Genomic DNA, 13800 nt, shown 5'->3' with positions numbered 1-13800 from the left:
GAGTTGCACCTTTACATAAATTAATAACAACAATAAGTAACACATAAAATATTATATCATGAAAGTTCAACACACAACTAAACTTGCTAAAAAAACTATTTTTGTTTATAAAAACATTAAAGATCAAAACAATTTTTCAACACACCCAACTGGTGATCAAAGTCAAACAATCATTATGACTGGAACGGTTAGCAATATTATATTTTAATATATTTACTGATTCCGGTTCGATTTTAATAAACTACTTTGTACATAGGCGAAGAAAGCTTCTTTATAACCTTCGCCAATTTGTATCATCTCATTATTTACCAAACGGATTATATTTCCATCTACTTTTTTGATTGCCGATTTAGCCACAATGTTCGATTTATTAACACGGATAAAAGGGTGGCTTTCTAAGGCCTTTTCAATTTCCTTAAGTGTAAGGTAGGTCGTGTGGATTTCAGATTTAGTAATGATCTGTATATAATTCTGGAGTGCTTTGATGTAAAGTATTTCATCAATAGCGATGTTGGAAAAAGCATATTTGTGGTCACCCTTGATGTAAAGGGCCGCAACCTGATCAGCTTCTTTCGTGGTAGTTTTACTACTATTAATTGATTCCTTTTTTAAGATCCTGTCAATACCTAATGCAAATTTTGCAAAAGAAATAGGTTTTAATAAATACTGATCTGATTGTACATCAAATGCTTGCAAGGCATAATCCGGATGAGCAGTTGTGAAAATTAAATATTTTGCTTTTTCCCTGATATTTTTGGCCAGTTCCAAACCATTAATTCCTGGCATATCAATATCCATAAATAATAAATCAATTTCGTCCTCAATACTTATCTCAGTAAGTGCTTGGACAGGGCTGGTAAAAGTTTTAAAAACTGTTAAACCAGGCATTTCTGCAATGTGGTCAGTTAATACTTCAATTGCATGTTGCTCGTCGTCTATAACAACGCATTTTAGATTCATGAGTATAAATATGTGGGTTTATTTGATTTGAATGCAAGTTAAATAAAATTGAATTGAATTAACAATTGCGCCTAAAAAAAACTCCATCTTCTGTTTTGTATCGAAAAAGACAGGGTTTCGTGTAATATTCTGGATGGTTGATGTAAAAAAATTATCTGCACCCTTTCTTTTTGTAATCTTTAAACTGTTTGCCAAAAACAAAATAATTAGTGGCGAAAGCTACTAATTGTGAAAAACATCTGCCTGCCCAATCTTGTGTAGCCTGTAGATAATAAAATTGAAAACAGGCCATACAATACTGGGTTAGATTACTAAAAACAAGAAATACCGAAAAGCAAAGAAATATTCTCCCTACATCTACCAAGTATCCAAATGAAAAACAACGAATATGAGTATTTACTGAATAAAATCTATTACAAGGGGCTTCTAAAAAATCAAGGAATCAATTCAGATATGTACCAGAGAATGCAAAATGAATATCTTAATCTTGATGGAAGAAAGCCTGTTAAAGGCAAATTAGATGGCGAATATGCATTCAGAAAATCTTTTTTGGTTGTACGTAACTATGTACAACAGGCTATAAAAGATGGCCTGAAAAGTTTTCAGTTTACGATGCAGGTAAATGATATCAACAAATTAACTTATATGGTTGATATGTTGAATAGAAACTTTTTTGATAAACAAAGTTTAGACCAAATTATTATCACTGCAAATTCGGTATTCAACCAGTATAATTTAAAAAATTAACTACCTAAAATAGATAACAATATGGAATTGAAAGACGAAATCGGGCAGTTTGCCGTAAGAATTAAGAAAATGCTTCCACAAGTTCAATCTGAGGATTTAACGAGGAATGCGTTAGTTATGCCTTTTATCCAAATCTTAGGATTTGACCCCTCTGAGGTTCAATCTGAAGCTGTTTTAGACTTCGGGGTTAAAAAAAGTAAAAAAGTTGATTACACTATTATGAAAGATGGTGAACCTACCATTCTCGTTGAATGTAAACACCACAACGATAATTTAGATATTCACGATTCACGCTTATCTAAATATTTCCGTAAAACTAAAGCGAAATATGGTTTACTAACGAATGGTTTAGTGTACCGCTTTTATACGGAGAAAATGGTGAGATCAAAGAAAAATCAAGAGCCATTGTTCGAGTTTAAAATAACGGATACCAAAGCAGCTACTATTGCTAAAATGATAGAAGATCATAAAGATTATTTCAATGTAGATCATAAAACTAATGTAGTAGCCAAAAGGTAACCATATTAATTTAATCTAAGTGTTCCCAAAAATTTTCATCTAAAAGTCTTGATCTAATCAGGACTTTTTTTATGCGCTTTAGCAAAAGAAAAGGGAGAAACTGATTCAGTTTCTCCCTCTAAATAATGACAGGATTTCCTGTTAAATTAATTCTACACTTCTGCTTACAAAGGCGGTTAACTCTGCTCCGGTTAACATACCCTGTGCCAATAGCGCTAAATCTACCGCTTGTTTAGCCAGGGTGCTTTGTTCCGCTTCATCAGCGTTTAAAATCTTGCTGATCAACTTGTGGTTTCCATTAATGGCAACCTTGTAATTATCTGGCATCTGGCCATAGAAGCCCATTCCACCACCCATAGCAGCCATATCTTTCATCCGGCGCATAAACTCATCCATAGTGATGGTTACGGGTAATTCTTCAGGATGTAAAGCCACAATTTCTACTTGCATCCCTGGTTTGGTTATGGCTTTTTCAAAAATAGCCGTTACTTCTTTTACCTGGTCTTCAGTTAAAACATGTTCGTTCTGCTCGTCTTTTTCAATTAATTTATCTGCAACGCTCGAATCAACACGTTTAATCGATGTTTTTTCTAATTTTTGCTCTAACTGATTAATAAAGTGATTATCAATAGGCGAATCCAGCACTAAAACATCGTAATCCTTTTTATTGGCTGATTGGATAAACGCATCTTGTTTCGCGGCATCGTTTGTATATAAATATACTACTGTTCCGTTTTTATCAGTCTGCAAAGGAGATACCTTTTCTTTATACTCAGGAAGTGTGAAAAGCTCGTTTTTAGTATTTCCCACCAAAGCAAAATCTTTAGCTTTGTCGTAAAACTTCTCTTCACTAATCATACCGTATTTAACAAAAAGACCAATGTCTTTCCATTTATCTTCGTACGCTTTACGGTCTTTAGCAAATAACTCACCTAATTTATCTGCAACCTTTTTTGTAATGTAGTTATTGATCTTTTTAACATTGCTGTCAGCCTGCAAGAAACTACGCGATACATTTAAAGGAATATCCGGAGAGTCGATTACCCCATGCAATAACATTAAAAATTCAGGAACAATATCTTTAACTTCATCGGTAATAAATACCTGGCGAGAGTATAATTTGATTTTGTTACGTTGCATTTCAAAATCGTTTTTCAACTTAGGGAAATACAATACGCCTGTTAAATTAAAAGGGTAATCAACATTTAAGTGGATCCAGAACAATGGTTCTTCACTAAATGGATATAATTCGCGGTAAAAGTTTAAATAATCCTCATCTGACAAATCTGCAGGAGCTTTTGTCCAGATTGGGTTAGTGGTATTGATAATATTATCAACTTCAACATCATTATATTTAACTTTACCTTCTTCATCTACGCCATCTTCAACCGATTCTGTTTTAGTGCCAAACTTAATTGGAATCGGTAAAAATTTAGCGTATTTATTAAGGATTTCCTGCAGTTTGCTTTCTTCTAAAAACTCTTCCGAATCTTTGTTTACATGGAGGATAATATCGGTACCGCGGGTAGTTTTAGTACCTTCAGTAATTTCAAATTCTGTACTTCCATCACAAACCCAGTGTGCAGGCTCAGCGCCATCCTGGTATGATAAAGTTTGAATTTCCACTAAATCTGCAACCATAAAGGCCGAATAGAAACCTAAACCGAATTTACCGATGATTTCATTGGCATCTTTAGCATCTTTAAATTTCTCTACAAACTCACTCGCGCCAGAAAATGCAACCTGGTTAATGTATTTTTTAATCTCTTCGGCCGTCATTCCCAAGCCATTATCGCTAATGGTAATGGTTTTAGCATCCTTATCAACCGAAACTTGCACCAGTGGTGCACCAACTTCGCCATTAAACTGGCCTAATGAACCTAGCCTTTTAATTTTCTGAACAGCATCTACTGCGTTAGAAACCAACTCACGAAGAAAAATTTCGTTATCAGAGTATAAAAACTTCTTAATTATCGGGAAAATATTCTCGGTATGTATCGAGATATTTCCTTTTTCCTGTATGCTCATATGTAAATAAATTGTTTAATCTACATCCTGCATAACAAGGGTTGTTCCAAAAGGATTTGTTTGCCAAAATGACAGCCGCACGAATCCGTCATTGGCTTCGCAATCTAACTTGTAAATGATTTTCTTGTTATTGGCAGTTAATTGCTCTTGATCCCATGGTCTGTGTCTCACAGACCACTAGTTTGTTTTTATTATTACACAGTTTAAATAATGATTTGGAAAGCAAAGCCAGTATTTCTATTCGCGTTAGTCCCGCTGTACCTTCTGCCCCGATGAAAATCGGGGGCATTCGTACCATCGGGTTTAGATCAGGTAGTGTTGTGCCAGTAGGAGGGGTTTCCATTCATAGCGCCTATTCCATAGTCTTTATTTCCACTATGTTGTTAAGTTAAGCACAGTCGTTTTCAGTCTGAGCGGAGTCGAAGACCTTTTCCTCTGTAGTCGATTCTGAGGTCTGTGTTTAAGTTAAGAAAATAAGGGTTTTTAACCACAGATGCACACAGATAAACACGGATTTTCATATCTGTGTGCATCCTTCCTATCTGTGGTTAAATTATTTTTGCTTGTGCCGAGGCTTAACTTATGATATTGCCGCACAGACCATCATTAATAATCATAATTTACTCTTCCTCAGCATAAGCTGATGCCGAGGTCTGCGTTCTCACAGACCACAAGTAATCTATCACTACGCTTCCTCACTATAAGCCAATTCAATATCAATAAACTGGATAATTAGCGAACACACCTTACCTTCAATATCAAAACCATAATAAACAGGGTAGGTGCCATCACCAAAACCACTCTGGAAAAATGGGATGTGATAATCTGTTCCAGGGATTTTCCAGTTGATCCAGTCGCCGGCTTCGCGTTGATAAATAGGGTTTTCGGCGTAGTTAGCGGCAAAAAGTATCGCGAAATGATCATCATATAGATTTTTGCCTGGATTTTCGTTGTGAAATTTATCCTGGAAAGCACAGAAATGTTTTAGCGTTTCTTTATCTAAAACACACCCTAAACCCGCATCCACATTAAACCCGAAAAATTCGCCTTCGTTAAAATCAACAAGGTCTTCCGTTCCGATTAATGCTTCTTCAAACCTGATGGCATCATGAGCGGTAAACTGTACCTTAACCGCGGCATAACGGGCACAATCATCATCATCAGGCAGCACCACAGCGGCAGTAACGGGAAATTCGCCCGTTGGTACTTTGATAAGATAAGGCTCGGCATCTTTTTGTATATAAACCAATGGATCGCGTACCAAAATCTCGCCTGTTGGGATGGAAACGCTGCCAAGTTCAAGATGATCGATTTTTTTTCCTCCTACAGTTGTTTCTTCGAAATAATCGTCAAGGTTGTTTGGACAAGCCAGCAGGTTCCGCTTTTCATTCCAGGTCTTCAACCATTCTTCACTTGGTTTCATGATATTAAGTTTTTTGTTTTAAGATAAATACAAGATAAAAATAAAAAAGCCAGGAAGATTAAAGTCTTTCTGGCTAATATTTTGGATCCGAATGGAAATTAATTTAAATGAAAACTTGGTTTATCTTCTTCCAATGATAGGATTTTACTGATCTTTTTAAGCAACACATCCATTTGGAATGGTTTTGACAAGAAATCGTCCTGGCCGTAGTTTAAGGTTGTAAAATCTTTTTGATCGTATAAGCCAGAAATAAGTAAAATTGGAATTTTGGAAGTGCTTTCAATCGATTTTAACTGTTCACATAATACACGCCCATCAATATGCCCGAGGGAAATATCAAGTAAGATTAAATCCGGATTGAATTTTTCAATTCTGTTAAAAATCTCTTCACCATTATTCAGTGCTGATACTTTAAACCCTCCGATTTCCAGTATTAATTGTATGGTTTCTAAAACCTCAATATCATCGTCTACTACCAGTATTCTCTTCATATGTGTGTGCAATTATATGCTGTTAAAAGTATAACAAAAGTTTTTGTGGATATGTTTACAATCTTAAACATATTTTAACAATTTATTATAGCAAAGTATATTTTGGTTTAGCTGGCCTGTTGTATAATGCCTTCTTTATGTAAAATGAAATTAAACAATTCATCTATCGGTTTTTGTAAAATTTTACCTGGCTCGATACCATTTTCTACCAGTACGGAGATAAGCGCATCCTGGTAATAGTAGGCAATAGAACCTACAAAGTGGCAAGGTACATTTTTGTGTTTAGGGTAATCTTTAACATTCGTATCTACAAACTCCTGAAATCCGCTTCTTAAAATGTCCTGAATAAATGGATGGTCCTTATGATCAGCCATGAAGCGGCTAAAGCCTGCCAGATAGATATTAGGGAAAGGTTTTTGATACACGTTGGTAATAATCTGCTCTTTTTCTGCAGGGAAAGACTTTTTAAATTCTGCAGCTAACGTTAATGGCATTTTATCGTATAAATAACTTAAAAGCACTTTTTTTCCAAAGAAAGTACCAGAACCTTCATCGCCAAGAACATAGCCCAGGCCATGGTGTCCATCATGGATTTTTTTTCCATCGAAATAACAGATATTCGATCCGGTACCTAAAATACAGTTTAAACCTTCGGCATTTCCGCAGGTCGCATATACCGAACCCAGAAGATCGTGGTCTACCGAAATAAAAGCATTACCAAAAACGGCTGACAGACCATTTGAGACTACTTCATGTTTGTCGGGAGAAGAACAACCAGCTCCAAAAAAGTAAATTTCTTTTACCTCATCGGCATATTGTAATAAAGATTCATTTTTAGAAATCAGCTTGGTTATTTCTTGTTCACTTAAGAAATAAGGGTTTATTCCAGGGGTGCTAAATTTAATGGTTTCGCCATTATGATAGCCCATCCAATCGGTTTTTGATGAGCCACTATCTGCAACAAGTATCATGGCACTAAATATAAAAATTAATTATAGAATTTTATACTTGAAATAATTTCGTTACGTCTACAGGGCTGTTATCGCCACTGATGCATTTTTATTCTTTGTATCCAAAATAAAAAATACCTAAACTTAGCTTTATTATATTTGAATCCATATTATTTATTGGTTTGGCATAGGAATATTTCTATTATAATCCTTGATATACCTGATAGCACTTTTGATTTCACAATCACTTAAAGTATCCATTCTTGATTTTTTGAATGTTCCAGTTTTACTGTACCAACCTTTATGTTTTTTAGTAAAGGCATAATCAATTATTTTTAAGCTATCTATTTTAGATAACTCGCTGAATGTTATTATTTTGAATAACCTTTCATCAGTTCTAACATGGCAGTTATAACAACCAAGATTAGAAACGATTTGGCGAGCATCATACCTATAATACCTACAAGTATCAACTATTTTTTTTGGCGTTATATTTTTAGTGTTTTTGGATCCGTTTGTACATGCAAATACTACAAGAAATAACAAACTACCTAAACTTAGCTTTATTCTATTTGAAAGCATAACTATTATTGGCTAGACATTGGGATATCTCTTCCAGAGTCTTTTATATAGCGGATGACACTTTTGATTTCACATTCGCTTAATGTATCCATTTTTGCGTCTTTATATGGTCCATTTTTACTAAACCAACCTTTATGTTTTTTGGTAAAAGTATAATTAACAAGCTTTAAGCTATCCATTATTGCTAAATCATTAAAAGTAGCCCACCCACGGTCATCTTTTTGTTCCGGTAGTATTCTTAGGTGACAGTTCCAACAACCAAGATTAGAAACAATTTGGTGAGCATCATATGCATAATATCTACAGGTATCAATCACTTTTTTTGTGACAGACATTTTTGTTGTTTTTTTAGGTTTAGTTGTGCATGATAGAATTGCAATTAGCAATAAATTAACGAAACTTAGCCTTATTATATTTGAAACCATTGGTTGAATCGTTTAAAAATGTTCTTAATCGGTTTACTGTATTCAAGCTTATGTTTGAATAATTATTTTTCGTCATATTGTTAATCTCACCTAAAATATATTGCATCATATCCCCCTTTTCTGTATCAGATACCTCTTTGCCAATATTATCACCAAGGTGGTACATTAATCTGCTTTTCTTGCCGTTATCTTCAATATCAGGTAAACTCAAGGTGTGAAAAAATTCATGAACGCCTACATATTTGTTTTTTTGCCAGTAATCGTAACTTACTATAGCTGGCCCACCAGTTCCATTTGTAAGTCCAGCTGAATTATTTCGTCTGCCATATTGATCAGTAAATTGGTATCCAATATTATCAACAACAGCCAATACAAAATCGTTTCCTCTAAGTTGGCCCAACATACTAATTTGTTGCACATCAACCTTGAAATTGAAATTATAACGAATAGAATAGGTTTGGTTTTTGTGAAAATCGAAAGCCCTTTTAGCAGCATTATATTTAAAAAAACGAATTCCACTTTTATACCCACCACCCCGCAACTTATTTGAAATGACCTGTTGCGTAAAGGTCATTAAACTATTTAAGTAAGGTGCGCCATTTGTGGTTAAATCCAATACTTTTAAGGTAATGGTAAAATCACCATATAAACTGAGTTCACCACTGCCATTATCGGTAATGCGTAGGTTTTTTGCAACAATACCACCGGTTAAAGGTTGGTTCTGCAATAATGCAAAATGCATTTGAAGTGTGTTGATTAGACTGTTTTCCATTAGGCGATAGATAACAGTAATAAATTTAACGAATTTTTTAGTTAATCGCAAAAATTATAATATCAGTATCCTAAAGTGATTAAGATGCTCTGTTAAAAGATTGCTTCAGCTAGTGCCTGCCCTGCTTATAATGACATTTATGTAAATGGCTGATATTCAGTGTTATTTTTTTGCCATATAAAACATTTAAGGACGATATAAGCTTACATGTTCTTGTATTCCTTATATGGTGTGAAAGCCTGAAGGATTATTTAATGAATTAGATGTTCTTAGGTGTCTAAGGTGTTTAATTAAACAGCGTAGTCTTTAATTTTACGACCACCTTAGACATCTTAGCTCAATGAGTTTTACAGGATGCAAAATCTTAAACCTAATAAGTTAGAAAGCGCATATAGGATGTCATTCCTGTTTTTTTCAGGCCACAGGCCTGATGGGTACTCGCAATGACGGAGTCAGGAATAACCATTGAATCAATAAAACTATTTCGATAAATCTATATTTCCACTAATTGCTTTTAAGTTCGTTTCGGCTATTTTGGCCTGATACTGCATTTCAATGAAACGGTTTTGCGCATCGATGGCATTACGCTGTGCTTCTCTTAACTCCAAGGGAGCGATGCTACCTAAACGGTATTTTGCTAAAGTGATATCTAAGTTTTCTTTTGCAATATCTACGTTTCGCTGCTCTAATTTAATCAGATCCAGGTAAGTGCTGTAATTTTGATAAGCCGTAAGCAATTGCGAGTTTACATCGAGTTTGGTTTTGCTTAAGGTTAAACTTGAGTTTTCAATATCTATTTTGGCATTTCGCTCATTTTGCCTTTGTAAAAAACCATTAAATAAGTTGATACTTGCTGTTACGCCATAAGTAAATCCATTAGCAGCAAATTTCTGATTAAAGCCAGTCGGACTGGTACTATTTGCCCTGCTGTAACCAGAGTTTAGGCTAACTGACGGGTAACGAGCCCCACGGATAGATTTTAAATTTAAGGAAGCAATGCGTTGATTAATAAATGCATTCTGGACATTGGGATTCTGCTGCTCGGCCATTTCGGCCATTTTACTATATAAGATACCTTTATCTACATCAATATTAGGTTCTACAGAGAATGTTGTTCCAATATCACGGACCATTAATTGGTTTAAACGAATTTTAGCTACCTGTAAAGCATTTTTGGTTTGCAGGTAATTTGAAGTATCCGTGTTGTAATCAACCTGTGCGGTTAATACATCAAGTTTAGAACCACGGCCAAGTTGCAATTTGGTTTTCGCAATGTTGGTACGTAAAACAGAAACATCCATAGCGCTATCGGCAGCAATAACCAGTTGTTGTTGCCTCACCACATCATAATAAGCAGTAATTACATCAGCAACAGTGGTTAAAATGGTTAAACGGGAGTTTAATTCGCCCTGTTTTTGCAATTCTTTCAAACGGTCATAATTGGCAAACATGCTAAAACCATCAAAAATGGTCCAGTTTAAATCAGCACCGTAGCTGTTATTGGTACTTTTTGCACCCGTAATTACCCGGTCAGGGCCTGTTGCAGGTGTTTGACGGGTGTTTTGGATACTTCCGCCATTGGTATAACTTCCGGTTAAATTGGGCAACATCCCCGCATTGCCGATATTGGTGTTGTTTTTTGTAATATCGATTTGGTTTTTGCTGATTTTGATGTCGTAGTTATTCTGTAAGGCAATGGTGATGGCCTCTTGTAAGCTCAGTTGCTCTTGTGCGAAGCCCGAAAGCGATAGGCTTAACAACAGGATCAATATTTTTAATTTCTTGCTCATCTTATTCTTCTGTGTGTAAAGCTTCTTGTTCAAAACGATGGGCTTCTTTTAATTCTTTGTTTGGTTTGTATGGCTTTGCCCAATAAGAGTAAATGGCTGGGATCACAAATAAAGTTAATACCAGCGAGAACAATGTTCCACCCACAATTACGGTTCCCATACTCATCCTGCTTTTTGCAGCGGCACCTAAAGCTAAGGCAATAGGTAAAGCACCAATGGCAATGGCCAAACTGGTCATTAAAATTGGGCGCAAACGCGAAACAGCAGCTTCACGGATGGCTTCTGGTATCGGAGTACCCTTTTCTTTCAACTGGTTGGCAAATTCTACAATCAAAATACCATTTTTGGTTACCAGGCCAATTAACATAATGGTTCCTATCTGGCTGAAAATATTCCAGCTTTGTCCGCAGAGCCACAGCGATAAAAATGCACCGGCAACGGCCATTGGTACGGTTAAAATAATGATAATCGGGTCTTTAAAACTTTCAAACTGTGCCGAAAGGATTAAATAAACCAATAGGAGGGCTAAACCGAATGCGAAGAAAGTATTTGATGAACTTTCTTTAAAATCGCGTGATTCTCCACTCAAATCGGTAGAGAAAGTCTCATCCAATACTTTTTTAGATATGGCATCCATCGCATCTATACCCTCGCCGATACTTTTTCCTGGTGCTAACCCTGCTGAAACAGTTGCTGCGATAAAACGGTTGTTCCTGTACAGTTGTGGCGGACTACTTTCTTCTTTAGCAGTAACTACGTTGTCGAGCTGAACCAGTTCGCCTTTATCGCTACGTACATAAACCGAACTTAAATCCAATGGGTCTTTCCTGTCACCCCGATCAAACTGACCAATTACCTGGTATTGTTTCCCGTTCATAAAAAAGTACGAGAACCTTTGTCCACTTAAACCCAGATTTAAGGTTTGTGCGATGGCAGAAATAGAAACCCCTAAATTCTTCGCTTTATCCCGGTCTATGGTTAGGTTAATTTCGGGTTTGTTAAATTTCAGGTTCATATCCGAAACCGTAAATGTAGGGTCTTTGGCCACTGCATCCATGAACAATGGGATTTTCTCGCGTAACTTTTCAAAATTTTGTGCCTGGATGATATAACTGATTGGTAATCCCCCACGGCGCCCAACGGAAATGGTAGGCTGCTGGTTAACGATGGTTTTACCTTCGGTATATTTTTTAGTCACCCTGGTAAGCATATCCGCAATATCTTTTTGCGAACGTTCACGTTCTTCAGGATCGATTAAACCCATCCTTACAAAACCAGAATTTACTGAACCCGAACCACCAAAACCCGGTGAGGTGATGGTAATATTCACATTTTTCTCCGGAACAGAATCAATCACCAATTGGTTCAATTTCATGATAAACTGATCGGTATAGGTAAAAGATGCACCTTCTGGAGTGGTTACGTTGATGTTGATTGCGCTTCTATCATCATAAGGAGCAGTTTCCTTTGGTAAAATCTTCCAGAATAAGAAAATTAAGCCCATACATACCAGAATAATCGGGATGGAAAGCCACCTTTTATCTAAAAACTTATTCAAATTCGATTCGTAGGCATCGTTCAGCTTAACAAAGTAAGGCTCTGTCCAGTTGTAAAACCTTGATGGCTTATGTCCACCTTTTTTCATCAGGTAGGCATTCAACATCGGGGTTAAAGTGAGGGATACAAAGGCAGATACCAATACGGCAGCGCCAATTACCACACCAAATTCCCTGAATAAACGACCAACAAAACCCTGTAAGAAAATTACGGGCAAAAATACTGCTGCAAGTGTAATAGAAATCGAAATTACCGCGAAAAAGATTTCATTTGATCCTTTAATTGCCGCCTCAAATGGCGACATACCTTCTTCAACCTTTTTAAAGATATTTTCCGTAACCACGATACCATCATCTACCACCAGGCCTGTAGCCAGTACAATGGCCAGTAAACTCAATACGTTTATGGAGAAGCCAAAGGCGTACATGATGAAGAAAGTGAAAACGAGCGACACCGGTATATCGATTAATGGCCTGAAAGCAATGGCCCAGTCCCTAAAAAACAGGTAAATGATCAGGATTACCAGTACCAGCGATAGGCCAATGGTTTCGGCCACCTCTGTTACCGAACGTTTAATAAACAAGGTATTATCTAAAGCTACTTTTAGTTTAATGTCCTGTGGAATGTCAGCTTTTAATTTATCAAAACGCTTGTAAAATTCTTTACTGATATCGAGATAATTGGCTCCTGGCTGAGGGATAATGGCAATGGCCACCATCGGTCTGCCCGATTCGCGTAAAATGGTTTCCTCGTTTTCAGGCCCTAAAACTGCATAACCTACATCTTTTAATTTGATTACCTGGTTGCTATCTGTTTTCAGGATCAAGTTGTTAAACTCGCTTTCGTTGGTCAGTTTTCCTAAAGTTTTAACCGTTAGCTCGGTAGTAGCTCCGGTAATTTTTCCTGATGGGAGCTCTACGTTTTCATTGTCTAATGCGGTAACAATATCTTGTGAAGTTAAGCCATAAGCACTTAGTTTATTCGGGTCCATCCAGATCCGCATGGCATATTTCCTTTGCCCCTGGATTTGTACACTACTTACCCCCGGGATGGTTTGGATACGGTCGGCAATTACGTTTTCAGCAAAATCGCTTAACTCCAGTGTATTGCGTTTATCGCTTTGGATCGTCATCGATAAAATCGGATCAGAGTTGGCATCGGCCTTACTTACAACTGGTAAACCGTCAATATCTTTAGGTAAAGTTCTGGCAGCCTGCGATACTTTATCACGAACATCATTCGCGGCCTCCTCAATATTTTTATCGAGGTTAAACTCTATGGTGATATTACTTGTTCCCTGGTTACTTGATGAAGAGATATTTCTGATCCCATCGATAGAATTGATCGATTTTTCTAAAGGTTCGGTAATTTGTGATTCGATAATATCGGAGTTGGCTCCAGGATAAGAGGTTCTTACCGAAACCACCGTTGGATCGATAGATGGATATTCCCGTACACCCAGAAAGGTATAGCCTATTATCCCGAAAAGGACAATCAATAAGTTCATTACAATGGCCAGAACCGGCCTTTTTATACTCGTGGTTGAGATGCTCATA

General features: G+C 36.5%; 13 protein-coding genes. 3 read left to right on the top strand and 10 right to left on the bottom strand.

What is annotated here, in order from left to right; translation table 11 throughout:
• Positions 1-58 precede the first annotated feature (58 nt).
• Positions 59-208 (top strand): hypothetical protein, encoded by a 150-nt coding sequence (locus tag ACUN24_RS01230; RefSeq protein ID WP_445560897.1) that lies wholly within the window; start codon positions 59-61, stop codon positions 206-208.
• Between the two features lie 5 nt (positions 209-213).
• On the opposite strand, the gene ACUN24_RS01225 is transcribed toward ACUN24_RS01230, so the two are convergent.
• Positions 214-960, bottom strand: coding sequence for a LytR/AlgR family response regulator transcription factor (locus tag ACUN24_RS01225; protein WP_445560896.1), 747 nt, complete (start codon positions 958-960; stop codon positions 214-216).
• A gap of 372 nt (positions 961-1332) precedes the next feature.
• Here ACUN24_RS01225 and ACUN24_RS01220 point away from each other — a divergent pair, with 372 nt between their 5' ends.
• Entirely contained in the window at positions 1333-1707 is a 375-nt protein-coding gene (locus ACUN24_RS01220) for a hypothetical protein (protein WP_445560895.1), read from the top strand.
• Positions 1708-1728: 21 nt separating this feature from the next.
• Positions 1729-2226, top strand: a complete 498-nt coding sequence (locus tag ACUN24_RS01215; RefSeq protein WP_445560894.1) for a type I restriction enzyme HsdR N-terminal domain-containing protein — start codon at positions 1729-1731, stop codon at positions 2224-2226.
• Between the two features lie 141 nt (positions 2227-2367).
• Here the strand turns inward: ACUN24_RS01215 and htpG are convergent, their stop codons facing one another.
• The 9 genes from htpG to ACUN24_RS01170 all read right to left on the bottom strand — a co-directional run bounded on the left by htpG (position 2368) and on the right by ACUN24_RS01170 (position 13799).
• Positions 2368-4254 (bottom strand): molecular chaperone HtpG, encoded by a 1887-nt coding sequence (htpG, locus tag ACUN24_RS01210; protein ID WP_445560893.1) that lies wholly within the window; start codon positions 4252-4254, stop codon positions 2368-2370.
• A gap of 685 nt (positions 4255-4939) precedes the next feature.
• Positions 4940-5677: a DUF4241 domain-containing protein gene (locus ACUN24_RS01205; protein ID WP_445560892.1), complete on the bottom strand. Its 738-nt coding sequence runs from the start codon at positions 5675-5677 to the stop codon at positions 4940-4942.
• 98 nt (positions 5678-5775) lie between these two features.
• Complete coding sequence (locus ACUN24_RS01200) at positions 5776-6168, bottom strand: response regulator (protein WP_445560891.1); 393 nt, start codon at positions 6166-6168, stop codon at positions 5776-5778.
• Between the two features lie 107 nt (positions 6169-6275).
• A complete protein-coding gene (locus ACUN24_RS01195) occupies positions 6276-7139 on the bottom strand; it encodes an N-acetylglucosamine kinase (RefSeq protein ID WP_255562454.1) in 864 nt (287 codons plus the stop codon).
• 153 nt (positions 7140-7292) lie between these two features.
• Positions 7293-7700, bottom strand: a complete 408-nt coding sequence (locus ACUN24_RS01190) for a hypothetical protein (protein ID WP_445560890.1) — start codon at positions 7698-7700, stop codon at positions 7293-7295.
• Positions 7701-7705: 5 nt separating this feature from the next.
• The gene (locus ACUN24_RS01185; RefSeq protein WP_445560889.1) at positions 7706-8035 is read right to left on the bottom strand and encodes a hypothetical protein; all 330 of its coding nucleotides are present in this window, start codon (positions 8033-8035) and stop codon (positions 7706-7708) included.
• Positions 8036-8090: 55 nt separating this feature from the next.
• Entirely contained in the window at positions 8091-8897 is an 807-nt protein-coding gene (locus ACUN24_RS01180; protein WP_445560888.1) for a hypothetical protein, read from the bottom strand.
• Between the two features lie 479 nt (positions 8898-9376).
• Positions 9377-10687, bottom strand: coding sequence for a TolC family protein (locus ACUN24_RS01175; protein ID WP_445560887.1), 1311 nt, complete (start codon positions 10685-10687; stop codon positions 9377-9379).
• 1 nt (position 10688) lies between these two features.
• The gene (locus ACUN24_RS01170; RefSeq protein ID WP_445560886.1) at positions 10689-13799 is read right to left on the bottom strand and encodes an efflux RND transporter permease subunit; all 3111 of its coding nucleotides are present in this window, start codon (positions 13797-13799) and stop codon (positions 10689-10691) included.
• Position 13800: the final 1 nt, after the last annotated feature.

The sequence above is a fragment of the Pedobacter sp. WC2501 genome (assembly GCF_052682415.1).
Note: the sequence above shows the minus strand (reverse complement) of the source record. Positions and strands in the feature narration are given on the sequence as shown.